Raw genomic sequence first — 23,690 nt, forward strand, 5'->3', positions numbered from 1 at the left:
GCGGAACGGCCGCCGGGGTCAATTCGCGGTGGCACCGAAGAGCCTCCCACTCGATGGGAGACCCACGTCACACCGGGTTCTCCCGTTGCCAAGCTGAGGACACCGCGACGAGTGGCACGGTCGCAATATCTGATCAGGAGGCGTTGTGAGTACGACCATCGACACCGGCGGCGAAGTCAGGGACATCGACACCGGAGCGCCGCCGCAGCGTTACGCCCGCGGATGGCATTGCCTCGGGCTGGCTCGCGACTTCGCCGACGGCGCTCCCCATCAGGTCGCCGCGTTCGGTACCGAACTCGTGGTCTTCGCCGGTGAGGACGGCACGTTGAACGTGCTCGACGCCTTCTGCCGGCACATGGGCGGAAACCTGGCGCTCGGAACCGTCAAGGGCAACACGATCGCCTGCCCCTTCCACGACTGGCGGTGGCGCGGCGACGGCAAGTGTGCCGGCATCCCCTACGCGAAAAGGGTTCCGCCCATTGCGCGGACGCGTTCCTGGACGTCCACGGTGGTCAGCGGCCAGTTGTTCGTCTGGCACGATCCGCAGGGGTCGGTTCCGCCCCCGGAACTCGCCATCCCGGAGATCCCGACCTACGGCGACGAGGGTTGGACCGACTGGGTGTGGAACTCGATCGACGTCACCGGATCGCACTGCCGCGAGATCGTGGACAACGTCGTCGACATGGCGCACTTCTTCTACGTGCACTACGGCATGCCGACCTACTTCCGGAACGTCTTCGAGGGGCACATCGCCAGTCAGGTGATGCGGTCGCGACCCCGGGCGGATGCGGTCGGCGTGAGCCAGAGCACCAACTACAGCACCGAGAGTCAGTCCGACGCATCGTATTTCGGACCCTCGTACATGATCGACAAGCTCTGGAGCGGTGGCCGTGACCACGACGGCGACCCGAACATCTACCTGGTCAACTGCCACTACCCGATCTCGCCGACATCGTTCCGGTTGCAGTACGGCGTGCTCGTCGAGAAGCCCGCCGGAATGGGGGACGAGCAGGCGAATCAGATCGCGCAGGCCGTTGCCAAGGGAGTCGCCATCGGCTTCGAGCAGGACGTGCAGATCTGGAAGAACAAGTCGCGCATCGACAATCCGCTGCTGTGCGAGGAAGACGGGCCCGTCTACCAGCTCCGACGCTGGTACGAGCAGTTCTACGTCGACGTCGAGGACATCGCGCCGGAGATGGTCAATCGGTTCGAGTACCAGATCGACACCGAACGCGCACTGAAGAGTTGGCAGGCCGAGGTCGACGAGAACCTCGCCGCCGGGCGAAGCGCTCTGGCGCCGAACCCGGCCGGGACACCGAGCCGCGAGGCGGCCGACCAGTCCGTGTCCTGACCCCATCGACAACACCGAGCGCCGCCGGCGCTCACTGCTGAGGAGAACACCTATGAGCCACGAAGTGCTCGACAAGGTCATGCACATGGCCGACGAACTACGCGCGGGTGCGGAGGAGTCCGAGAAGCTCGGACGCCTGTCCGACGATGTCGCGAAGGGACTCAAACAGTCCGGCATCATCCGACTGCTCCAGCGCAAGACCTACGACGGGTACGAGGCGCACCCGAGGGAATTCGCCGAAACCGTGATGGGAACGGCGAGCATCTACGGATCGGCGGGATGGATCGGCGGGATCGTCGGTGTCCACCCGTGGCAGCTGGCCTTCGCCGACCCCCGGGTGCAGGACGAGGTACTCGGCGGCGATTCGGACACCTGGCAGGCGTCGCCCTACATGCCCGGTGGTGTCGCGACACCCGTCGAGGGCGGCTACCGGATGACGGGCCGGTGGCAGTTCTCCTCCGGCACCGATCATTGCGACTGGATCTTCCTCGGTGCCTTCACCGGTGATGCGGACGGCAAGCCGCTGATGCCGCCGGTCGGTCTGCATGTCATCCTGCCGCGGTCGGACTACCAGATCGTCGAGGACTCCTGGGATGTGGTGGGGCTCCGGGGGACCGGCAGCAAGGACATCATCGTCGAGGACGCCTTCATCCCCGCTCATCGCGTGATGCGCTCCGGCGACGTCATCGACGGCACCGCGGCCAAGGAGTACGGCGTCACCGAGACGCTCTACAAGATGCCGTGGTCGACGATGTTCCCGCTGGGGATCACCTCGGCGACGATCGGTATCTGCGAAGGCGTGCTGGCAGCGGGGATCGCCTATCAGCGCGATCGGGTGGCCGCAACAGGCGGCGCGATCAAGGACGACCCGTACGTCCTGCACGCACTCGGTGAGGCCGCTGCCGAGATCGACGCCGCACGGCAACAGCTCTTGGGCAACGTCGACCGCATCTACGACCTCGTCGACGCCGGCACCGAGATCGACTTCGAGATGCGGGCCACCTCGCGGCGTAACCAGGTCCGCGCCGCCTGGCGCGCGGTCCGCGCGGCCGACGAGATCTTCGATCGGTCCGGCGGCAACGCGCTGCGGATGGACAACCCGTTGCAGCGGTTCTGGCGGGACGCACACTCCGGGCTGCATCACGCGATCCATGTCACCAGCACCACCTACCACGCCGCCGCGCTGGCGTCCCTGGGTGTCGATGTTCCCGCAGGTCCCCTGCGGGTGATGATCTGAGCCGGGGGACCGGGACGATGGGTCTGATCGCGGCACTGGGCTACGTGCGGGTGATGGCCACCGACATCGATCGGTGGCGTGAGTTGGGTTTCGAGGTCCTGGGATTCGCGCCGGGGACCGGACCCGAGGAAGATGCGCTGCACTTCCGAATGGACGAGCGCGCGGCGCGGATCACCGTGGAGCGAGGTCACGCCGACCGGGTCACGGCAGTCGGTTGGGAGGTGCGCGACCACCTCGCCCTCGCCGAACTACGGCGGGTCCTCGACGAAGCCGGGACCGCATACTCCGAGATGGACCAGGAGTTGTGCGACCACCGCCGGGTCGAGGGCGGCATCAGCCTGAAGGATCCCGGCGGAACGCCGCTCGAGATCTTCCACGGCCCGGTGCTCGACCACAGTCCGGTCCTCACCGGATACGGGCAGAAGTTCGTCACCGGCCCCCAGGGCTTGGGGCACGTCGTGATGCCGACGACCAACTTCGACGAGTCCTACGTGTTCTACACCGAGACACTGGGATTCCTGCCGCGCGGGGCGTTCCGGATGCCCACGCCGCCCGGGACACCACCGTCGAGGATTCGCTTTCTCGGCATCAATCGACGGCACCACAGTCTCGCCATCATGCCGGCCCTCGAAGGGCGTGATCCCGGACTCATCCACGTGATGGTCGAGGTCGACGAGCTCGACGCCGTCGGCCGGGCCTACGACCAGGTCATGGCCCGAGACTTCCCGGTCTCCTCGACCCTCGGCCGGCACACCAACGACAAGATGGTCTCGTTCTACGTCCGGGTGCCGGGTGGTTGGGACATCGAGTATGGCACCGGCGGGGCGCTGGTCGACGAAACGCACTACACCGCAGAAGAAATCACCGCCGACAGTTACTGGGGCCACGAGTGGATGTGGGCCCGGCAGGCCAAGGAGTCAGCATCGTGACCATCTCAGACACGCAGGGGGCGCGGACGACCGATCACGATGTGATCGTCGTCGGTGCGGGCATCTCCGGTCTCTACGCCGTACACCGGCTCCGCGGCGAGGGCCTGGACGTGCACGGGTTCGAGTCCGCCGCGGACGTCGGCGGAACCTGGTACCACAATCGGTACCCCGGGGCGCGGTGCGATGTGGAGAGCATCGACTACTCGTACTCGTTCGACGAAGACCTGCAACAGGAGTGGACCTGGACCGAGCGTTTCGCGACGCAGGCGGAGATCCTCGCCTACCTCCGTCACGTCGCGGACCGGTTCGACCTCCGTAGCGCCTTCGACTTCCTCACGCGGGTCACCGCGGCCACCTACGACGAAGAACTCGCGCAGTGGTCGGTGAGCACCGACACCGGCTCCACCGTCACCGCGCGGTTCCTGATCATGGCGACCGGCGTGCTCTCCGCGACCAACAAACCCGACATCCCCGGGCGTGACCTGTTCGCCGGCGAGACCTACCACACCGGCGAATGGCCGCACCACGACGTCGATTTCGCCGGCAAACGCGTGGGTGTCATCGGCACCGGGTCGTCGGGCATCCAGTCGATCCCGGTGATCGCCGAGAGCGCCGAACACCTCGTGGTGTTCCAGCGCAGTCCCAACTACTCCATCCCCGCGGGCAACCGGCCGCTGTCCGAGGAGGCCATCGCCGAGGTCAAGGCCAACTACGCCGAACGCCGCCGCCTCTCCCGGATCAGTGGGGGAGGGACGCCGAATGCGCCATATCCCAAGGGTGCACTCGAAGTGGACGAGGCGGAACGTACCCGCGTCTACGACGAGTGGTGGCAACGCGGTGGCTACCTGTTCGCCAAGGCGTTCCCCGACCAGACGACCAGCCTCGCGGCCAACGACACCGCGCGTGAGTACGTGGAGGCGCGCATCCGGGAGATCGTCCGCGACCCGGCCGTCGCCGACATCGTCATCCCGACGGATCACCCGATCGGCACCAAGCGGATCGTCACCGACAGTGGATATTTCGAGACGTTCAACCGCGGCAACGTCACCCTGGTCAACCTGCGCGAGACCCCGATCGAGGAGATCACTCGGACCGGCGTGAAGACCTCGGAGGAGAACTTCGAACTCGACATGCTGATCTTCGCCACCGGGTTCGACGCGATGACCGGATCGTTGTCGCGTATCGACATCCGCGGACGCGGTGGACGCACCCTCACCGAGGAGTGGGCGGCGGGACCCCGCACCTATCTCGGCCTCGCGGTGCACGGATTCCCCAACATGTTCATCCTCACCGGGCCGGGGAGCCCGAGTGTGCTGGCCAACATGGTCCTCGGTGCCGAGCAGCATGTGGACTGGGTTGCCGGCGCCATCCACCATCTCGACGAACACAATTCGGCGACCATCGAGGCGGAGAGCGACGCGGTCGACAGCTGGGTCGCCGAGTGCTCGGCGAAGGCGGCCGGCACTCTCTTCCCGTCGGCGAACTCGTGGTACATGGGCGCCAACATCGAGGGCAAACCCCGCGTGTTCATGCCGTACATCGGCGGATTCGGGAACTATGCGAACGTGTGCGCCGAGGTGGCCGAGGCCGGCTACAAGGGCTTCGAGATCACGTGACCCGATGACGCGATCTCACAGCACCAAGACGGTTGGAACACCGACGGATAGGACAACGACATGAGCCGCCGTAGCGACCTGCACCCCGACGTCGAAGCGATGCTCACCGCTCTCGAGGCCGGCTTCCCGGACGTGACCGAACACGATCCCCGTGAGCTGCGGGAGATCATCGTGTCCCGTCGTGCTCCGCTCACCCGGCAGCCGGACATGGCGATCGCCCGCGATCTCACGATCGATGGACCGGGCGGCGATCTGGCACTGCGTGTGTATGTGCCGCAGCGGGATTCCGACGCCGGCAGTGGAGTTCTGCCGGTCGTCGTGTTCGCGCACGGCGGCGGGTTCGTCTTCTGCGATCTGGACAGCCACGACGAGTTCTGTCGCTCGATGGCGGCGGAAGTGGGTGCGGTCGTGGTCGCGGTCGACTACCGCCTCGCGCCCGAACACCGGGCCCCGGCGGCGATGGAGGATGTCTATCGCGCACTGTGCTGGACGGCGGAGAACATATCCGGGTTCGGTGGGGACCCGCATCGCATCGCCCTCGCCGGCGACAGCGCGGGCGGGAACCTGGCCGCCACGACCAGTCTGGCCGCCCGCGACCGCAACGGGCCGAAGGTGTGCGCCCAGATCCTGCTGTACCCCGTGATCGACGACGACGTCGACACCGCGTCGTACCGCGACTACGGAGTCGGGTACTACAACACGACCAAGGCCATGCGGTGGTACTGGGAGCAGTACGCACCGGAGGGGCGGCACAGCGCCCTGGTGATCCCCACCAACGCAGACACATTGGCCGGTCTTCCCCCGGCGGTGGTGGCCACCGCCGAACTCGACCCGCCCTGTTCGGCCGGTGAGGAGTACGCCCGGTTGCTCGAGGCCGCCGGTGTCCCGGTGATCGCTCACCGATTCGACGGACTCTTCCACGGCTTCCTCACATTTCCGCAACTCTCGCTCACGCCACCCGCTCGCGAGAAGGTCTGGCAGATGATGCGCGACGTGCTCGCGGCGACTCCCGCGGACGACGGCGTCAGGAGCACACCATGACACCGCAGTCGGGGACATCGCAGTCGGGGACACAGCAATTGAGCGGCCGGCAGTTGAAAGGCAAGGTGGCGCTGGTGACCGGCAGCAGCCGCGGGATCGGACGCGGGATCGCCCGGCGACTCGCGAGTGCGGGGGCGACCGTCGTGGTCACCGCGCGGTCCTCCACGCCGTCGCCGTCGATCCGCAACGGCGAGGAGCTCTTGATCTCCGGAACCCTCGACGAGACCGTCCGCCTGATCGAGGAGGACGGTGGCACCGCTCTCGCGATCACCGCCGACCTCGAGGATCCCGAGCGGCGCGACCGCCTCGTCGACGACGTGGTGGAGGCCGCGGGCACCATCGACATCCTGGTCAACAACGCCGGGTTCGCCGACTACTCGGCTGTCGAGGACATGAGCACGGCCACCTTCGACCGGACGATCGAGCACTATCTCAAGGTGCCGTTCCTCCTGTCCCAGCGCGCGATTCCGCACATGCGGCGCAATGGTGCGGGGTGGATCGTGAACATCGGCTCCTCGACCGGGCTGAGCCCCATCCGACCGTTCCGGGACTACAACAAGACCTCCGGCGACGTGATCTATGCCTCCGCGAAGGCGGCACAGCATCGGTTCACCCAGGGCCTCGCGGCCGAGTTGGTCGACGCAAACATCGCGGTCAACGCGGTGGGGCCGTCGACGGCGATCATGACCCCTGGCGCCGAGGCGCTGCTGCCGGCCGGTTACGAGACCGAGCCGGTGGACTATCTCGCACAGACCGTCCTGGAGATGTGCACGCTCCCGGCCGCCGAGCGCACCGGCCTCGTCGCCTTCAGCCTTCACTATCCGTGGGCCACCGGGACCCCGGTGTTCTCGGTGGACGGCCGCACCGAGCTCCCGCCCCTCGAACCGCCGGCCTGGGCCAACCCCCACATCGTGCCGGCCGGCGTGTGAACGCCGAACAGGCGCGACAGGCCGACCGGCATCGATCGAGACAGGAATCATGACCAACGAAACAGCACAGAGGTTTTCGTCGGGGACCGCGGTCGTCACCGGCGCCGCGGCCGGTATCGGTGAGGGATTCGCCCGTCACCTCGGCAATCTCGGGATGCACGTGGTGGTCGCCGACATCGACCGCGAACGCGCCGCGGCCGTCGCCGCCGACATCGGCGCTGCCGGCGGGAGCGCGTGCTCGTACGCCGTCGACGTCGCCGACCCATGCGGGGTCGAGGAGTTCGCGGCCGCGGTGTTCGACGGTCACGGCAGCGTCGAGTTGCTGATCAACAACGCCGGGATCGAATCCGCCGGGTTGCTCTGGGAGATCGACGACGCCCGCTGGCGTCGGCTCATGCAGATCAACGTCGACGGTGTCTTCTACTGCATCAAGTCGTTCGTGCCGCGGATGATCGCCGCCGGGACCCCGTCGTGCATCGCCAACCTCTCCTCGGTCGGCGGGTTGAATGCCGTTGCGGTGCAGGCCCCGTACATCGTCAGCAAGCATGCCGTGCTGGCGATGACCGAATGTCTCCACCAAGACCTGTCGATCGTGGGCGCACCCATCCAGGTGAGCGCGGTGATACCGCATTCGATCCGCAGTGACATCTTCCGGTCGGCGCTGCGCGAGGCCCCGACCGACAATCCCACGGCCAACGCGGTGTTCGCCGCCATGCAGCGCGACAACGTCGAACGCGGACTCGATCCCCTCGCCGCCGCCGCGCACATGGTCGACCAGATCGCGGCCGGTGAGTTCTGGATTCACTCCGACGACGAGATGTGCACCACCGCTGTACACCGGCGGGGCCGCCAACTGCTCGACCTCGCCCCGCCCGCCGACCCACGAGACATGCTCACCCGCATGGGTGTGCCAGTACCGGAAGGTGCATCATGACCAACGCAGTCTCTGCGACCACCTACTCAGACGCCGCCGATTCGGCATCCGTCGACGAGACAGCTCTGCGAGCCGCGATCGCGAACTGCGATCCGGCGCCACTGCTGATGTCGCTGATCCACGTGACCGGCGATCTCGGTCTGCTCGATGAATTCGGGACCAGGCTCGAGATCTCCGTACCGGGAACGCATTACCAGACGGCGAACAACAACACCCTGCCCGCCGGCGTGTACCCCGCGGACGTGGTCGCCGACATTCGCGAGCGCGCCGTCGAACTACTCGTGGGGTCCGACCTGACCGCCGCGATGGGGGTGCCGTCGGAAGAGGTCTTCGCCGACATGGCTCGCGTGGCGACGTCGCAGGTGGTCCACGAGGAGTTCGTCCCGCTTCTCCTGGAGCAGGCCGGGTTCGAGAAAAGCCGGCGGAACGTCCCGGTGACGATGACTCCTCCCGCCGACTTCGACGTCATCGTCATCGGCGCCGGGATCACGGGTATCAACGCAGCTATCAAGCTGGGAGAGGCCGGGTTCTCCTACACGGTGTTCGAGGCGAACAGCGACGTCGGCGGGACCTGGCACCGCAACCTCTACCCCGGTGCAGCGGTCGACACGCCGAGTCACTACTACTCCTATTCGTTCGAGCTCAACCCGGAGTGGACCCGGTACTACCCGACCGGACCCGAGTACCAGCGATACCTGCTGTCCGTCGTGGACAAATACGGTCTGCGCGAACACATCCGGCTGAACACCGAGGTGGTGTCCGCGACCTGGTCCGAGAGTGATCAGCGGTGGCAGGTCGTCACCCGCGACGCGGACGGCACGACCTCTACGCGTTCCGCACGGGCGGTGGTCAGTGCACTGGGCATGCTGAACGCACCCCAACATTCCCGACGTCCCGGGCCTCGACACCTTCGCCGGGACGGTCGTGCACACCGCGCAATGGGATCCGGCGCTGGATCTGACCGACAAGAAGGTGATCGTTCTCGGCACCGGGTGCACCTCGGTGCAGGTGGTGGCGAGCATCGTCGACCAGGTCGCCTCTCTCGACGTCGTCGCACGATCCCCGCACTGGATCGTGCCGGAGCGAGCAGTCGTCAACGACGTTGCCGCAGAACAACGGTGGGCCCTCGCTCACCTGCCCTTCTACCACGAGTGGTTCCGGTTGCGTTCCTACTGGTTCGCGTCGGACAACCTGTACCGTCTGCCGCGGGTGGACCCGGAATGGGCGGCGACGCACTTCTCGGCCTCGGCCGAGAACGACATGGTGCTCCGTAACGCGCAGAAGTATCTGCAGGACAACTTCGCCGACGATCCGGAACTCATGGCGAAGCTGACCCCCGACTTCCGGCCGTACGCCAAGCGGATCGTCAAGGACCCCGGTTTCTACGCGGCCCTCAAACGCGATCACGTCTCCTTGCATCGCGCGTCGTTCGCCGAGGTGACCGCCGACGGGGTGCGCACTACCGAGAGCGAGTTCCTCGAGGCCGACGTCATCATCCTGGCCACCGGGTTCAAGCTGCAGTTCACCACCGCGATCGACATCGTCGGTCGCGACGGCAGGAGTCTGGCGCAGGTGTGGGACGGAGGCGAGGATCCGCGTGCATACCTGGGCGTGCAGGTCTCGGGCTTCCCGAACCTGTTCGTCACCTCCGGCCCCAACTCGGGACCGAATCACGGTGCCGGGCACAATATCACGAGCGAGGAGCAGGTCCACTACATCGTCGAGTGCCTGCAGTATCTGATCGAGAACGACCACCAGTCCATGGACGTGCGACCCGAGGCGCTCGCGGAGTACAACGCGCGGGTGGACGAAGCGCTCGACGAGACGGTGTGGATGCATCCGGGCGGTGAGGTCAACAGCTACTACCGGAACAGTGCCGGCCGGGCCGTGGTGCCGTGCCCGTGGCGTCTCGTCGACTACTGGACGATGCTGCGCGAACCGCACCCCGAGGACCTGACGTTCGTCGACGCCGTCGGGCGTAGCGCCGACACCGAAGCGGTCCGATCATGAGCGCGAACGTCGGGCACACCGTTGCGACCGTCGACCTCCTAATCGTCGGCTCGGGTACCGGACTGGCGGCCGCCCTGGCCGGCCACGAACTCGGACTGTCGACACTGGTGGTGGAGAAGTCGGAGTACGTGGGGGGGTCGACGGCGCGCTCCGGCGGGGCGTTCTGGGTCCCGGGCAATCCGGTTCTGCGCCGTGATCAGCCCGACGACGCCCCGGCGGCCGCGGCCGACTACGTCCGTGCGGTGGTGGGCGACAGCGCGCCCGCCGAGAGGGGTGCGGCCTTCCTCGAACACGGTCCCGAGGCCATCGCGATGCTCGAGCGGACGACGCCGATGACGTTCATGTGGGCGCGCGGCTACTCCGACTACCACCCCGACGAACCGGGGGGATCCGCCGTCGGCCGCACCTGCGAGTGCAAGCCCTTCGACGTCGCCACGCTCGGTCCCGAACAGGCACGCCTCCGGCCGGGCCTGATGGAATCGTCTCTGCCGATGCCCATCACCGGTGCCGACTACAAATGGCTGAACCTGTTGCGGAGCACGCCGAGTCGTTCGCTCCGGCGCATCGTGAGGGCACTGGGTATCGGGCTCGGCGGGCTCGTCGTCAAGCGGCGATACGCCGCCGGCGGACAGGCGATCGCCGCCGGACTGTTCGCGGGCGCGCTGGCCGCGGACATCCCGATCTGGACCGACACCCCGATGGTCGATCTCGTCGTCGAGGACGACCGGGTGGTGGGGGCCGTGGTGAACCGGAACGGCGTCGATGTCACCGTGCGGGTGCGCCGGGGCGTCGTGCTGGCGGCCGGCGGCTTCGACCACGACATGGAGATGCGACACAAATTCCAATCGGAGTCGTTGTCGGCGAACAGCAGTCTGGGTTGTACCGCGAACACCGGAGACGCGATCAAGGTCGGTCAGGACCTCGGTGCGGGGGTGGCGTCGATGGATCAGGCGTGGTGGTTCCCCGCGGTCGCCGCCGTGCCCGGCGGGTCGCCGTCGGTGCTCCTGGCCGAGCGGTCGTTGCCCGGATCGTTCATCGTCGACGCGTCCGGACGCCGCTTCATCAACGAGGCACTCGACTACATGACCTTCGGACAGCGGGTACTCGCCCGGGAGCAGGCGGGCGATCCGGTCGGGACCATGTGGCTGGTGTTCGACCAGCGGTACCGCAACAGCTACCTCATGGCGGGCAGTCTCTTTCCCGGGCAGCCGCTGCCCCGGGCGTGGTACGAGCACGGCATCGCGGTCCGCGCCGATGATCCGGGTGACCTGGCCATCCACATGGGTGTCGACGAGACCACGTTCCGGAACACCTTCGACGCGTTCAACGCGGCGGCCGCCGTCGGCGTCGACCACGAGTTCGGACGCGGCACCAACGCCTATGAGCAGTACTACGGCGATCCGACGATCAGTCCGAACCCCACGCTCCGCGCGCTCGGCGGCGGACTGTTCGCCGTACGCCTGGAGTTGAGTGATCTCGGGACGTGCGGCGGCCTGGAGGCGGACGACCGGGCGCGCGTGCTGCGCGAGGACGGATCGGTGATCGACGGTCTGTACGCCACCGGCAACACCGCGGCGAATGCGTTCGGTGCGACCTACCCCGGCGCGGGCGCGACCATCGGACAGGGCCTCGTCTACGGGTACATCGCCGCACTGAGCGCGGCCGGCAGGCTCGAGGGGTGACACGGTGAGCCAGATGACCGACGGGCCGGCAGTCGATCCGGCCGGAGGCGTCGTATGACGATGCAACCCATCTCGTGCCAGGGGTGCGGCCGTGAGGTGCTGGTCGAGAAGTTCAGCGCGGCGCACACCTCGATCCAGTGGCCGTTCGATGCGCGCGAGTGCCCTTTCATCGCGGCACGTGACGCCGCCGGAACCGCTGCCGGTTTCGGCGCGAACACCCACGGGTGCGAGCAGCTCCTGCGCACCATCGATCAGGCGTTCGCGGAGCAATCCCTCACCGAGAGTGGTATCGAACTCCCTGTGGGACAGAACGTTCCGCGTCTGCACTGAACGACGCCCGCTGAATGGGAAGGGCGCCGTCACGCCGATCGCGGAGGTGGGACTCTGCGAGTATGGTGACCGACAGCGCAATCGAGACAACCGGAGCAGGCGAGAAGACGGAGACGTCGGGCGGAGAGCCGGGCGTTCCCGAACTCCGTGAACTCGTCACCGAACACGGCACATTGCGATATCGGGAGGCCGGCGACGGACCGCCTCTGCTGTTGCTGCACGGCTCCGGTCCCGGCGTGACCGGCTGGCGGAACTTCAGCGGCAACGTGCCGGTCCTCGCCCGGCACTACCGGACGATCGTCCTGGAGTTTCCCGGTTTCGGGGTCAGCGACAGTTTCGGCGCGCCCCACCCGATGCACTCGGCGCCGACCGCGGTGCGAGCCCTCCTCGACGGTCTCGGCCTCGACCGTGTGCGACTGATCGGCAATTCCATGGGCGGCTTCGTGGCCACCGACTTCGCGCTCTCCGACCCCCAGCGGGTGGAGAAGCTGGTGACGGTCGGCGGCGCCGGTACGAGCCTGTTCGGCCCGCAACCGGGCGAGGGCATCATCCGGCTCGGCGAGTTCGTCGACAACCCGTCCCGCGAATCCCTGGTGGCCTGGCTGAATTCGATGGTCTACGATCGTTCGCTCGTCACCGGGCAGATGATCGACGAGCGGTGGGAGCAGGCCACCGATCCGGAGACGTTGGCCAGTTCGAGGGCCATGTACGGGCGGGCCGCACTGGACCGGATGGCGCAGGCGATGCGGTCGTCGGAGGCGACACCCGGATGGGCGAACCTGCGCAAGCTGGCCGTTCCGACTCTGATCACATGGGGACGTGACGACCGGGTCAGCCCGCTCGACATGTCCATCCTGCCGATGCGGATGATCCCCCACGGCGAGATTCACATCTTCCCGAACTGCGGCCACTGGGTGATGATCGAGCAGAAGGAAGCCTGGGAGTCGGTGGTCCTGGCCTTCCTGGACCGCTAGAGAGCGCCGGCCCGGTCGTCCGATCGGCGGATCAGATGACCGGGGCCGGCAACCGGCAGTAGCTGTGGCAGACACGATCGGAGATGATCCGGTCCGGGCACTCCGGGTCGAACCAGCGGTCGACGAGACCCCAGTGCACCGGGTGCATCATGTACTGGCCGGTAAGGGCATCGACGTCGACGAACTCCTGCTCCCAGACGTGGGTCCATGTCGACGCACCGCGTGCGCGGATCACCGGGCTCAGCTGCCACGCCCTGATCCCCGACATGTGATCGGGCATCGCCAGCGTGGCGCTCTCGAAGCGGTCGACCTCGACGGCCGGCGCGGTCTCGTCGACCCGCAGGAGCAGGGTCCGATAGACGGTGGGCGAGGGGCCGTCGTCGCGTCGTCCGAAGGTGCCCGGGCGGTCCGCTGCGATGTATTCGACCGCGTCGACGTGCCGAACCGCGCTGTCCTCGACGGCTGCGTCGAGTGCCGCTCGGGTGTCCTCCCAGTCCGCGGCGGTGGCGAACTGGAGATGCACAATCAGGTCCCCGCCGTTGCGAACGCCGGGCAAGGTCGGTTCGATCAGGATGCGTTGTGCCCGAGAGCTTTCGGCAACACCACGGAACCGTTTGACGATGACCGCGGTCTCGGGGTGGTCCCGCGGGTCGGCGAGGTGGAGGAGTGCGGTCACCTTATACATCGTTCAGCTTCTCCACATCGTCGACGGAGGCCGCCATCGAACGGGTGCGCTCGACGATCAGTGGCTCCACGGATTTCCACCAGCGGGCCGGCTCGGGATCGTGCCGCCCACGCACCGCGGCCGCCCACCAGTCGCCGGGCCCGGACGCGGTCCACGTCGCCGTCACCGTGTTGTTCACCCCGTCGATCCACGCCGGCGGACTCACCAGGACCCGGTCTAGCGTCAGGCCGCGTTCGTGCGCGGACGGCGCGTACTCGGCCAGGTATGCGCCGATGAACTCGGAGGCGCGGCCGGGCCGCACGACGACCTGATCGACGATGAAGATGGTGGCGTCGGGCATGGGACCACGGTAGGTGCCCGTAACTCCGCTCCGGACAACGCTTCCCGGTAGCCGGGAGATGACCCGCCCTGAGGGTGGCGTGCAGTTTGTAAGGTGGACGATCATGGGACCTGACCGCGCTGCTCATCCGCATCTCCCGGCGACCAGCTGGGCGGTGCTGGGCATGCTGTCGTTCGGCGAGGAACTCACCGGCAACGATCTGAAGAAGTGGGCCGATTGGAGCATCGGGTTCTTCTACTGGAGTCCCTCGGTGAGCCAGGTGTACACCGAACTGAAGAGGCTCGAGGATCGTGGGCTCGTGACCTCAAGGATGGTCGCCGGTGACGGGGAGCGGGGAAGGCGCCTGTACAGCATCACGGACGCGGGGGTGTCGGCGCTGCGGAGCTGGTCCCGCGACGCCGACGTGGAGCTACCAGTCCTCAAACATGGTGTGATGCTTCGTGTCTGGATGGGGCATCTACAGGAGCCGGAACAGCTCAAGAAGCTGGTACAGGCCCACATCGACAATCTGACCGAGCAGGCCCGACGCGCCGGGGTCCACGCCGAACACTCCGACGACGAACCGGCCTGGGCCTTCTCACAGATGAGCCTGCGGTGGTCGCAGCGATACTTCGAGTCCGAGATCCGGCTGGCGAGAAAGCTTCTCGACGACATCGACGAGGCGGCGACCCGCTACCGGGAGTCCGCCGCACACGACGAGAACGGCTTGCCGGTCCCGCGGAACCCGGGGACCTGGCGTTCGGCCGCCGAGGACTGACAGGCTGCGGGAGGCCCGGCTACCCCTCGGACAGCACGCTCGCGGCGGTGGGTAGCGAACGCAGGAGATCGCGGCGCTGAAGTGTCGGTGTCACCCGCACCCCGACCGACAGGCTCCGCCAGATCGCGCCGGCCGCGAGCTGTACCGGGTTGGTCATCCGATGGTCGAACCTCATGTCCCGCAACGGTCCACAGATCGACACCGCGGTCGTCGCCTCACCGACGGGGCCGATGGGGGCGGCGATGCACCCGAACCCGCGGAGTGCCCCGTCCCGGTGCGTGGCGAACCCGCGCTCCCGGATCAGGGCGTCACCGGGGAGGTCTCGGCCGGTGAAGGCGAGCAGGGCGTTCCCCAGCGCGGTCCGCTCGGCCGGCAATCGACCACCCACCCGGGTCGGCACATGTGCCGCGAGCCGACCGCCGATCTTGTCCAGGTAGACGATGTCCTCGCCGTCGAGAACTGCGAGGTGCACGACCATGCCGGTGATCCGGTACAGGTGATGGAGATGATCGGCGGATGCCGAGTGCACGCGATCCTGGTGGACGGCCAGGGAACCCAGCTCGACGAGGCGGATGCCCAGGCTGTAGTCACGGCCCTGTCGTCGGAGCCACCGCATCGCGACCAGACGGTCCAGCATGCGGTGCGCCGACGACCTCGGCACCCCGGTGCGGACGACGACCTCCGCGAGGCTGAGCGTCTCGCGCCCGGCGAACGCCTCCAGGACCAGCGACAGGCGATCGAGAACGGCGGTCGGGGCCGCGTCGTTCATGGGCGTCCCCGGCCGGTCGCATGAGATCGGGGCGGGTTCGGCAAGCGTCGTCATGTCGGCACTCCTTCACACAGCTAACGCTCTGACATGGCTATTTCTATTAGGAATATGCCACAGTGGAGCGTGTTTGTGAAGCAGGTCACGCAACGTGGTCCCGGTTCGGCGTCCCGTCAGCGGCCGGCTCGATCACCAGCGGACACCTGGTGCCGGTGAAGATACTGGCCGCGCACAGATTGCAGTGGATGCACAGCGAGGTCGCATCGCGGTCCTTGCCGATCCGATTGATCAGGTCCGGTTCCCGAAGCAGCGCGCGCGCCATGGCGACGTACTCGAAACCGTCGGACATCGCGGTGTTCATTGCGTCGAGGTCGGTGATGCCGCCCAGCAGGACCAGCGGCATCGTGAGTGCGTCGCGGAACTGGCGGGCGAAGTCGCGGAAGTACAGCGGCTCATAGGGGTAGTGGGAGAACACCATGTTGCCGAACATCTTCATTCCGAGTTTGACGATCCCCTTCTGGGTCTCGGCCATCTCACGCACGGGCACGTCGCCGCGGAAGAGGTACATCGGATTGAGCAGCGACGACCCGCCGGTCAGTTCCAGCGCGTCGAGATGGCCGTCGGCCTCGAACATCGTTGCCACGCGGAGGGATTCGTCGAGCCACAATCCGCCGGGGACGCCGTCGGCCATGTTCATCTTCGCCAGAACCGCGATGTCGTCACCGGCGGCCTCGCGGACCGCCGCCAGGATGCGGCGCGCGAACTCGGCGCGATTCGTCAGCGACCCGCCCCAGGAGTCCCTGCGGCGATTGAGTTTCGGGCTCAGGAACGAACTCGCCAGGTAGTTGTGGCCGAGATGGACCTCGACCGCGTCGAAGCCGACCTCCTTGGCGTATCGAGTGGCCTGGGCGTGCGCCTCGACGACGCGCTTGATGTCGGCCGGTGTCGCTGCACGATCGAGCGCCATGGCAAGGGGATTGGGCCGGGTCGACGGTCCGATCGACGGCAGCCCGGTCGACCGGGAGTTGGCCACCGGGCCGGCATGTCCGATCTGCGCCGAGATCTTGGCTCCGGTGGCGTGGACGGCCTCGGTGAGCCGGCGCAGGCCGGGGAGCGCCTCTGGCCGCCAGTAGATCTGGTCGCGTTCGGTCCGTCCCTCGGGTGCCACCGCGAGGTAGGCGACCGTGGTCATGCCCACACCGCCTTCGCCGACGGCGACGTGGAAGTCGATGAGGGCATCGGTGACCAGTGCATTCGTGGTGACGCCTTCGAAGGTCGCCGACTTGATGACCCGGTTTCGGAGCTCCACGGGTCCGATGCGCGCCGGGGCCAGCGGGTCGGGATGGGTGGGTGCGGGTGGAGTGGACTCGGAGGTCGGTGAGGGAGTGGTCGGCGAATCGTTCTCGACGGTCATGGGGTTTCCTTTCGGATCGGGCTGTGGCCGGAGTGGGGGTGGGGGTGGGGTCGGTTCCCGGTACGTCACGGGGCCGGGACGGTGATCGTGAGCCAGCGGAGTGCCTCTTCGACGGCATCGGCCGAGTCGATGTCCGGGGCGATCTCGGCCCAGCTGAGCAGGGCGTCGAAGGTGGCAGCCTGGTATGCCGTGGCGATCGCGCGGCACACGGAGGTGGGGGCCTCGGGGAGGCGTCGGCCGATGAAACCGGCGAGCTCTGCGATCCACGGCCGGTAGGCGGCGGGAGCCATCGCCACGAGCTCGGGCTCGGACGAGATCAGCCGCAACCAGTCGGCGCTCACGCGCTGGACGTGCGGTTCGTGTGAGACCGACTCGGCTATCGCGTGGCGGACGGCGTCGCCGAGGGGGACGTCGTCGGCGGTCGCGGCCAGTGCGGCCGTGAGGCGTTCGGTCGCCGGTTCGACGCCCAGCCAGGCGATGTCGGATTTGGACGGGAAGTGGCGCAGCAGTGTTCGCGTGCTCACTCCCGTCGCGGCGGCCAGATCCTGCCAGCTCGTTGCCGCGAAACCGTGCGTCGACCAGAGGCGGAACGCCTTGGCGACGACGTCGTCGGTGTCGAGGACAGACGGTCGTCCGCGCCGCCGGGGTGTGCCGGATGCGAGCGTCATGAGAGCTACATCACCATTTATGGCGAGGACTGTCAATAATGCACCGGCGCGTTCGCCTGATCTGGTCGGTATCGCGGTGCCGGCTGAAGTAGCTGCGGCAGACGCTATTTCGGGTCGTCTGACCAAACGACGCAGCGTTCCCGGCTCGGTTTTTCTGACCTCCCGGTCAATGGGAATGCGTCATCGCGCGCCCGCGACGGTACGCACATAATTCACTGCCGCCACCCGGAGGGTGATGTGCATCACGCGAGGAACTGTGCGTGTCGGATGTCTCGTCCGGTGCGGGTTCTCGCACATCTCGTGAAGGAGAATCCCGATATGAAACTCGGCGGACTGATTCGGCACCGGCGGACCGTCGTCGGCGTCGGTGCACTGGCCCTGGTCGCCACCTTCGGCGCCACCGCCTGTGGCAGTGACGATTCCACCAGCGACAGCGCCTCGTCGGCCTCGACGTCATCACTCCCCCTCGAAGCCGGCGTCCGGCGAACCGATCAAGATCGGTTTCGTCTCACCCGAGGGCGGCGCCGCGGTGTCGATTCCCGAGTACCGACAAGGCGCCGAGGCCGCGGTGCAGTACGTCAACAACAATGCCGGCGGCCTCGCCGGCCGGCCGATCGAACTCGTGGTCTGCAAGCAGCAGGAGGAACCCACCTCGGCCACCAAGTGCGCCAACGAACTGGTCGAGAAGAAGGTTGCCGCGGTGCTGTCGCCGGGCACCTCGATGGGACAGGTGATCGTGCCGATCATCTCCGGCGCCAAGATCCCCTACGTCACCCTCAACGCGGTGTCGCCGATCGAGCTGACCTCCCCCGACGTCGCCGCGCTGTCGGCCGGGTTGCCCGGCACACTCACCGCGATGGCCAGTGGGGCCACGGACAAGGGGATGAAGTCGGTCACCCTGTTCGCCAGTGACGGCGGCGGGATGGGCAACGTCATCACCCAGATGGGAACGCCCGTCTTCGGTGCCTACGGTGTGGATCTGAAGGTCGTGCCCCTGCCGCTCGGCGTGCCGGATCCGACCCCGATGGTCTCGGCAGGCCTTTCGGAGAAGCCCGACGGTGTGAGCATCATCGCCGACGCGGCGACCTGCGCGGGCGTGCTGAAGGCCGTCCAGACCGCAGACCCGAACGTGGAGAAGATCCTGATCCCCACCTGCCTGGATCCCAACGTCACCAAGGTGATCGGACTGGACACGGTCAAGGGCAACGTCGGTATCACCGCAACGGACTACCTGTCCGACAACCCGGACTCGGTGCTGTACCGATCGGTCCTGGGTCAGTACGCACCCGATCTGTCGATCACCGGCGCCGGTGCGTCGGGCTACCAGGTGCTGCTCGGGTTCGTGCGCACCGCCGGCGGCGTCCAGGGTGATGTGACCCCGGCCTCGCTGGGTGCGGCGATCAAGTCCGCCAAGGACGTGGAGATGCCCGCCGGCGGCGGAATCACGGTGACCTGCAATGGCAAGGCGTTCCCGCAGATGCCTGCGCTGTGCTCCAGCCAGATGCTCTACGGGACCGTCAACGACGAAGGCGTGCCGGTCGATCTGAAGCTGGCCGGCCAGCAGCCGGCCGCCTAGCCCGGCACACGAGGACGATCAATGACCGACCATCTCTCCTATCTCGTACTCGGCCTCGGCAACGGGGCGGTGTACGCGGCCATCGGGCTCGCGCTCGTCATGACCTTCAAGAGTTCCGGCGTCGTCAACTTCGCGACCGGCGCCGTGGCTCTGTACACCGCCTATACCTATGTCCTGCTGAGGACAGGGGAGCTGATGGTCCCGATCCCGGGACTCCCCAAGACGGTCCATCTCGGTGGGCCTCTTGGGGTCGTCCCGGCCATGGCGATCGCCCTGGTGATCGCCGCCGTCCTCGGACTCGTGTTCTATGCCTTGATCTTCCGTCCGATGCGGAACGCCTCGGTGGTCGCCAAGGCGGTCGCATCGATCGGCCTGATGATCGTGCTCCAGGCGCTCATCGCGCAGCGGGTGGGTACCGAGATCCCGCTCGTGGAGCCGATCTTCCCGATCGAGACCATCACCATCGGCGACAGCCGGGCCCCGACGGACCGGATGTGGCTCGCCGGCTGCGTCGTCGGCCTGGCCGTGGTCACCACACTGGTCTTCCGGTACACCCGATTCGGCATGGCCACCGAGGCGGCCGCGGAATCGGAGAAGGGCGCATACCTGACCGGGTTGTCGCCGGACCGGATCGCGTTCAGCAACTGGGCGCTGTCCTCGGTGCTGGCGGGTCTCGGCGGCATCCTCATCGCACCGCTGGTGACCCTGAATCCGGTGGCCTACACGATGTTCATCGTGCCGGCGCTCGCCGCGACCCTGGTCGGCAACTTCTCGTCGATCTGGCTCACCGTCATTGCCGGTATCGCCATCGGTGCCCTGCAGTCCGAGGTCACCAACCTCCAGAACACCTTCGACTGGCTGCCGAAAACCGGAATGGGGGAGGCGATTCCGCTCATTCTGATCATGGCCTTCCTCGTTGTCCGGGGCCGGCCGCTACCGGACCGCGGTGCGGTCGCCCGGCCGGCACTCGGCCGGGCACCCCGGCCCGACCACGTTCTCCTCCCGGCGCTCGTGGCGATGGCGGCCGCGGTCATCGCACTGCTGTTGACCGGCGGCAGTTATCGCGCGGCGATCGTCACCAGCATGATCTTCGCCATCGTCGCGCTCTCCCAGGTCGTGGTCACCGGGTACGCCGGCCAGGTCTCGTTGGCGCAGTTGACCCTTGCGGGTGTCGGCGCCTACTCGCTCTCGGCGCTCAACACCCATCTCGGCATCCCGTTCCCGTTCGCACCGATACTGGCAGCCCTCGGCGCCACCGCCATCGGTGTGGTGGTCGGCCTACCCGCGCTCCGGGTCCGAGGGCTCCCACTGACCGTGGTGACCCTCGCCCTCGCGGTGTTCCTCGAGGCGTTCTGGTTCCGGAACCCCTCCCTGAACGGCGGCGTCAACGGCGCCCCGATCGACACGCCGCGCATCTTCGGCATCGATCTCGGAATCGGTGCGGGAGAGAGCTATCCGCGGATCGCGTTCGGACTGCTGTGTCTGTGCACGCTGGCTGTCGTGGCACTGGGGGTCGCGTGGCTACGCCGTAGCCCGCTCGGCACCGACATGCTCGCGGTCCGCGCGAACGAACGCTCGGCCGCCGCGACCGGCATCGACGTGTCCCGAACCAAGCTGGCGGCGTTCGCGATCGGAGCCTTCATCGCCGGTCTGGGCGGCGCGCTGCTGGGTTACCAGCAGACCCTGGCGACCGCGGAATCGTTCACGGTCTTCCTGGGCATCAGCCTGTTCGCGGTCATGTACATCGCCGGGATCACCTCGATCACGGGCGGCATCCTGGCCGGGCTCATGGCGCCCGGCGGCCTGCTCTACATCCTCGTCGACCGTTTCCTGCACGCCGGCGAGTACTACACCCTGATCAGCGGCATCCTGCTGATCGTCTCGGTCATGGCGAACCCCGACGGCATCGCGAGCCGGCTCCCGAAGATCCCGTGGCCGGCCCTGTTCCGTCGTGAACGCACGAACTCCGATGTGTCAGAGGGGGATCAGGAAACTGTTCCATCCCCGACGCCGGCGGTCGACCGCAGCCGGGCGGCCCTCGCGGTCGACGGTGTGGGCGTGTCCTACGGTGCGGTGGTCGCCGCGGCCGACGTTTCCTTCGAGGTGTATCCCGGCGAGATCGTCGGACTCATCGGACCCAACGGTGCGGGGAAGACGACCGTGATCGACGCGATCACCGGTTTCGCCCCGTCCACGGGCACGGTCACGGTCGACGGCGACGACGTGAGCGCCCAGCGTCCTCACGTGCGTGGCCGGCGCGGTCTGGGCCGGTCCTTCCAGGACGTCGAACTGTACGACGACCTGTCGGTCGCCGAGAACGTGACAGTGGGCGCGACCCGATCGCGGTCCGACGAACCGATCGGGAAGCGCGTGTCCACGGTGCTCGCCACCCTGGGTATCGCCGACCTGGCCGACGCCGAGGTCTCGACACTCTCGCAGGGACACCGGCAGCTGGTGTCGGTGGCCCGCGTCCTCGCGATGTCGCCGATCGTCGCGCTGCTCGACGAGCCGGCCGCCGGACTCGACTCGAGCGAGAGCCGCTGGCTGGGCGAGCGTCTGTGCAAGGCCCGCGATGCCGGGATGTCGATCCTGATGGTCGATCACGACATGGACCTCGTCCTGTCCATCTGCGACCGGATCGTCGTGCTCGATCTCGGTCGGGTCATCGCGACGGGGACACCTGACGAGATCCGCGCCGACGCCGCGGTCGTCCGGGCCTATCTCGGTGCACCGGTCGAGTCCGTCGAAACCCGGCCCGTCGAAACAGAGGAGGTCCTGTCATGACCGCTCTCCGCTGCCGCGGACTGTCCGCAGGCTATGTCCGGCAACGCCCGTGCGTCCGGGACGTCGACCTCGACGTCGAGGCCGGCCAGATCGCATGTCTCCTCGGACCGAACGGTGCGGGCAAGACGACATTACTGATGTCCCTGGCCGGGATGGTGCCGCGTTTCGCCGGTGAGGTGGCGGTGGACGGGAGCGTGCTGCCGGCCGATCGCCCCCGGGATTCGGTGCGGGCGGGACTGGTGCTCGTGCCGGACGATCGCGCTCTGTTCCGCCAGCTGCCCACCGACGCCAATCTGCGTCTCGCGGTGAAGGCACGAGGCAACCGTGCCGCGGCGGTCGAGGAGGTGCTCGGCTACTTCCCCTCACTCCGGAAACGGCTCGGGGTCGAGGCGGGACGCCTCTCCGGCGGTGAACAGCAGATGCTCGCCATCGGCCGGGCCATCGTGCAGCGACCCAAGGTGCTCCTCATCGACGAGCTGAGCATGGGACTCGCTCCCGTGATCGTCGACGAGATCCTCGATGTCCTTCGCAGGCTCGCCGACGAGCGCGGGATGGCCGTCGTACTCGTCGAACAGCACGTCCAGCTCGCCCTGAGCATTGCCGACCGGGCCGGAATCCTCGTCCACGGGAGCATCGCGATCGACGACTCCGCCCAGGCCTTGCGTGCGGACCCCGCCCGGATCGAGAGGGCGTACCTGAGTGTTTGACGGCGATCCGCTCGCCGGATGAGAAGACCGTCGCCACGGACGCGGCGGAGGTGGTGACAGCGTCGCCGGCGGGGGATTTCCGGGCGATCGGACAGAGGGGTGCCCCGAAAATGCAACGTGTTCTAAACTAGAACACGTTCACATTGGGAAGGTGAGGGCGCAATGGCGGTTGACCAGCAAGTTCGCGAGCTGATCGCGGCGCAGCTGTGGAAGGCGGAGAAGTCGGCGACGGCCATCGACCGTCCCACGGACGCGCATCCCGACCTCGACGTGGTCGACGCCTACGAGATCCAGCTGATCAACATCCGCAAGCGTCTCGACGCCGGGGCCCGGGTTGCCGGGCACAAGGTCGGGCTCGCCTCCGAGGCGATGCAGAAGATGATGGGCGTCGACGAGCCCGACTACGGTCACCTCCTCGATGAGATGCAGTACTTCGAGGAGACCCCCATCGACGCGAAGAAGCTGTGTTTCCCGCGGGTGGAGGTGGAGGTCGGGTTCATCCTGGGCGAGGACCTGCCCGGTGAGGGATGTACCAACTCCGACGTGATCGCGGCCGTCGAGTGGGTGGTGCCCTCGATCGAGCTCATCGACTCCCGCATCAAGGACTGGAAGATCACGCTGTGCGACACCATCGCCGACAACGCGTCGTCGTGCGGCTGGATTCTCGGACAGCAGCGTGTCCCGATCAGCGAGATCGACACCGGGGACATCGACGCGGTTCTGCATCGTAACGGCGAGATCGTGGCGAAGGGCAATTCCTCTGCAGTGCTGGGTCATCCGCTCAACGCGGTGTCGTGGCTGGCGCGCAAGGTCGACAGCTTCGGGGTCCGGCTCCGCAAGGGGGACGTGATACTGCCCGGCACGGCGACGCGGGCGATCGACATCTCCTCGGGTGATCACTTCGTGGCCGAATTCGCCGGCCTCGGTTCGGTCACTCTCGACTTCACCTGACATGCAACA

General features: G+C 67.4%; 20 protein-coding genes and 1 pseudogene. 16 read left to right on the forward strand and 5 right to left on the reverse strand.

Features of this window, described 5'->3' with window-relative positions; all coding sequences use genetic code 11:
• Positions 1-145 precede the first annotated feature (145 nt).
• The 11 genes and pseudogenes from RVF83_RS09555 to RVF83_RS09605 all read left to right on the forward strand — a co-directional run bounded on the left by RVF83_RS09555 (position 146) and on the right by RVF83_RS09605 (position 13,033).
• A complete protein-coding gene (locus RVF83_RS09555; RefSeq protein WP_005194367.1) occupies positions 146-1,351 on the forward strand; it encodes a Rieske 2Fe-2S domain-containing protein in 1,206 nt (401 codons plus the stop codon).
• A gap of 52 nt (positions 1,352-1,403) precedes the next feature.
• Positions 1,404-2,588: an acyl-CoA dehydrogenase family protein gene (locus RVF83_RS09560; protein ID WP_005194366.1), complete on the forward strand. Its 1,185-nt coding sequence runs from the start codon at positions 1,404-1,406 to the stop codon at positions 2,586-2,588.
• A 17-nt stretch (positions 2,589-2,605) separates the two neighbouring features.
• Complete coding sequence (locus RVF83_RS09565) at positions 2,606-3,517, forward strand: VOC family protein (RefSeq protein ID WP_005194365.1); 912 nt, start codon at positions 2,606-2,608, stop codon at positions 3,515-3,517.
• On the forward strand, positions 3,514-5,133 hold the full coding sequence (locus RVF83_RS09570; protein ID WP_005194363.1) for a flavin-containing monooxygenase: 1,620 nt from the start codon (positions 3,514-3,516) through the stop codon (positions 5,131-5,133). The genes RVF83_RS09565 and RVF83_RS09570 overlap by 4 nt, the downstream gene beginning before the upstream one ends.
• Before the next feature lie 60 nt (positions 5,134-5,193).
• Entirely contained in the window at positions 5,194-6,174 is a 981-nt protein-coding gene (locus RVF83_RS09575) for an alpha/beta hydrolase (RefSeq protein WP_005194360.1), read from the forward strand.
• Positions 6,171-7,103, forward strand: coding sequence for an SDR family NAD(P)-dependent oxidoreductase (locus RVF83_RS09580; protein WP_005194359.1), 933 nt, complete (start codon positions 6,171-6,173; stop codon positions 7,101-7,103). The genes RVF83_RS09575 and RVF83_RS09580 overlap by 4 nt, the downstream gene beginning before the upstream one ends.
• 49 nt (positions 7,104-7,152) lie before the next feature.
• Positions 7,153-8,037 carry an SDR family NAD(P)-dependent oxidoreductase gene (locus RVF83_RS09585; RefSeq protein WP_005194357.1) on the forward strand — a complete coding sequence of 295 codons (885 nt, stop codon included), beginning with the start codon at positions 7,153-7,155 and terminating at the stop codon, positions 8,035-8,037.
• Positions 8,034-10,047 (forward strand): annotated as a pseudogene (locus RVF83_RS09590) (FAD-dependent oxidoreductase). Before RVF83_RS09585 ends, RVF83_RS09590 begins: the two are co-directional and overlap by 4 nt.
• The gene (locus RVF83_RS09595; protein WP_005194354.1) at positions 10,044-11,729 is read left to right on the forward strand and encodes a 3-ketosteroid-delta-1-dehydrogenase; all 1,686 of its coding nucleotides are present in this window, start codon (positions 10,044-10,046) and stop codon (positions 11,727-11,729) included. The pseudogene RVF83_RS09590 and the gene RVF83_RS09595 overlap by 4 nt, the downstream one beginning before the upstream one ends.
• A 54-nt stretch (positions 11,730-11,783) precedes the next feature.
• Positions 11,784-12,059, forward strand: coding sequence for a hypothetical protein (locus RVF83_RS09600; protein WP_005194352.1), 276 nt, complete (start codon positions 11,784-11,786; stop codon positions 12,057-12,059).
• A gap of 62 nt (positions 12,060-12,121) precedes the next feature.
• Positions 12,122-13,033 (forward strand): alpha/beta fold hydrolase, encoded by a 912-nt coding sequence (locus RVF83_RS09605; RefSeq protein ID WP_005194351.1) that lies wholly within the window; start codon positions 12,122-12,124, stop codon positions 13,031-13,033.
• Positions 13,034-13,064: 31 nt separating this feature from the next.
• Here RVF83_RS09605 and RVF83_RS09610 read toward each other — a convergent pair whose 3' ends face one another.
• Together RVF83_RS09610 and RVF83_RS09615 are read right to left on the reverse strand one after the other, a co-directional pair.
• The gene (locus RVF83_RS09610) at positions 13,065-13,718 is read right to left on the reverse strand and encodes a Dabb family protein (protein ID WP_005194350.1); all 654 of its coding nucleotides are present in this window, start codon (positions 13,716-13,718) and stop codon (positions 13,065-13,067) included.
• Positions 13,711-14,058: a hypothetical protein gene (locus tag RVF83_RS09615; protein ID WP_005194349.1), complete on the reverse strand. Its 348-nt coding sequence runs from the start codon at positions 14,056-14,058 to the stop codon at positions 13,711-13,713. The genes RVF83_RS09610 and RVF83_RS09615 overlap by 8 nt, the downstream gene beginning before the upstream one ends.
• Positions 14,059-14,161: 103 nt before the next feature.
• Between RVF83_RS09615 and RVF83_RS09620 the strand changes: the two genes are divergently transcribed.
• Entirely contained in the window at positions 14,162-14,815 is a 654-nt protein-coding gene (locus tag RVF83_RS09620; protein ID WP_005194348.1) for a PadR family transcriptional regulator, read from the forward strand.
• Positions 14,816-14,834: 19 nt separating this feature from the next.
• Here RVF83_RS09620 and RVF83_RS09625 read toward each other — a convergent pair whose 3' ends face one another.
• The 3 genes from RVF83_RS09625 to RVF83_RS09635 all read right to left on the reverse strand — a co-directional run bounded on the left by RVF83_RS09625 (position 14,835) and on the right by RVF83_RS09635 (position 17,663).
• Entirely contained in the window at positions 14,835-15,638 is an 804-nt protein-coding gene (locus tag RVF83_RS09625; protein WP_005194346.1) for an IclR family transcriptional regulator, read from the reverse strand.
• Positions 15,639-15,723: 85 nt separating this feature from the next.
• Positions 15,724-16,995 (reverse strand): NADH:flavin oxidoreductase, encoded by a 1,272-nt coding sequence (locus RVF83_RS09630; protein WP_005194345.1) that lies wholly within the window; start codon positions 16,993-16,995, stop codon positions 15,724-15,726.
• Positions 16,996-17,060: 65 nt separating this feature from the next.
• Positions 17,061-17,663, reverse strand: coding sequence for a TetR/AcrR family transcriptional regulator (locus RVF83_RS09635; RefSeq protein WP_005194343.1), 603 nt, complete (start codon positions 17,661-17,663; stop codon positions 17,061-17,063).
• A 412-nt stretch (positions 17,664-18,075) separates the two neighbouring features.
• On the opposite strand from RVF83_RS09635, the gene RVF83_RS09640 reads away from it, so the two are divergent.
• From RVF83_RS09640 to RVF83_RS09655, 4 genes are all read left to right on the forward strand, one after another.
• Positions 18,076-19,239, forward strand: a complete 1,164-nt coding sequence (locus RVF83_RS09640; protein ID WP_341262017.1) for an ABC transporter substrate-binding protein — start codon at positions 18,076-18,078, stop codon at positions 19,237-19,239.
• Positions 19,240-19,260: 21 nt separating this feature from the next.
• Positions 19,261-22,023 (forward strand): branched-chain amino acid ABC transporter permease/ATP-binding protein, encoded by a 2,763-nt coding sequence (locus tag RVF83_RS09645; protein WP_005194340.1) that lies wholly within the window; start codon positions 19,261-19,263, stop codon positions 22,021-22,023.
• On the forward strand, positions 22,020-22,730 hold the full coding sequence (locus RVF83_RS09650; protein WP_005194338.1) for an ABC transporter ATP-binding protein: 711 nt from the start codon (positions 22,020-22,022) through the stop codon (positions 22,728-22,730). Before RVF83_RS09645 ends, RVF83_RS09650 begins: the two co-directional genes overlap by 4 nt.
• Positions 22,731-22,892: 162 nt before the next feature.
• Complete coding sequence (locus tag RVF83_RS09655; RefSeq protein ID WP_005194337.1) at positions 22,893-23,681, forward strand: 2-keto-4-pentenoate hydratase; 789 nt, start codon at positions 22,893-22,895, stop codon at positions 23,679-23,681.
• Positions 23,682-23,690 lie beyond the last annotated feature (9 nt).

This window comes from Gordonia rubripertincta, from assembly GCF_038024875.1.
In the GTDB taxonomy this organism is placed as follows: Bacteria; Actinomycetota; Actinomycetes; order Mycobacteriales; family Mycobacteriaceae; genus Gordonia; species Gordonia rubripertincta.

Coding starts and splice junctions, on each gene's coding strand:
- RVF83_RS09560 (WP_005194366.1), top strand. CDS start 1,404: ATGAGCCACGAAGTGCTCGACAAGGTCATGCACATGGCCGACGAACTA.
- RVF83_RS09565 (WP_005194365.1), top strand. CDS start 2,606: ATGGGTCTGATCGCGGCACTGGGCTACGTGCGGGTGATGGCCACCGAC.
- RVF83_RS09575 (WP_005194360.1), top strand. CDS start 5,194: ATGAGCCGCCGTAGCGACCTGCACCCCGACGTCGAAGCGATGCTCACC.
- RVF83_RS09580 (WP_005194359.1), top strand. CDS start 6,171: ATGACACCGCAGTCGGGGACATCGCAGTCGGGGACACAGCAATTGAGC.
- RVF83_RS09585 (WP_005194357.1), top strand. CDS start 7,153: ATGACCAACGAAACAGCACAGAGGTTTTCGTCGGGGACCGCGGTCGTC.
- RVF83_RS09595 (WP_005194354.1), top strand. CDS start 10,044: ATGAGCGCGAACGTCGGGCACACCGTTGCGACCGTCGACCTCCTAATC.
- RVF83_RS09600 (WP_005194352.1), top strand. CDS start 11,784: ATGACGATGCAACCCATCTCGTGCCAGGGGTGCGGCCGTGAGGTGCTG.
- RVF83_RS09605 (WP_005194351.1), top strand. CDS start 12,122: ATGGTGACCGACAGCGCAATCGAGACAACCGGAGCAGGCGAGAAGACG.
- RVF83_RS09610 (WP_005194350.1), bottom strand. CDS start 13,718: ATGTATAAGGTGACCGCACTCCTCCACCTCGCCGACCCGCGGGACCAC.
- RVF83_RS09615 (WP_005194349.1), bottom strand. CDS start 14,058: ATGCCCGACGCCACCATCTTCATCGTCGATCAGGTCGTCGTGCGGCCC.
- RVF83_RS09620 (WP_005194348.1), top strand. CDS start 14,162: ATGGGACCTGACCGCGCTGCTCATCCGCATCTCCCGGCGACCAGCTGG.
- RVF83_RS09625 (WP_005194346.1), bottom strand. CDS start 15,638: ATGACGACGCTTGCCGAACCCGCCCCGATCTCATGCGACCGGCCGGGG.
- RVF83_RS09630 (WP_005194345.1), bottom strand. CDS start 16,995: ATGACCGTCGAGAACGATTCGCCGACCACTCCCTCACCGACCTCCGAG.
- RVF83_RS09635 (WP_005194343.1), bottom strand. CDS start 17,663: ATGACGCTCGCATCCGGCACACCCCGGCGGCGCGGACGACCGTCTGTC.
- RVF83_RS09645 (WP_005194340.1), top strand. CDS start 19,261: ATGACCGACCATCTCTCCTATCTCGTACTCGGCCTCGGCAACGGGGCG.
- RVF83_RS09650 (WP_005194338.1), top strand. CDS start 22,020: ATGACCGCTCTCCGCTGCCGCGGACTGTCCGCAGGCTATGTCCGGCAA.
- RVF83_RS09655 (WP_005194337.1), top strand. CDS start 22,893: ATGGCGGTTGACCAGCAAGTTCGCGAGCTGATCGCGGCGCAGCTGTGG.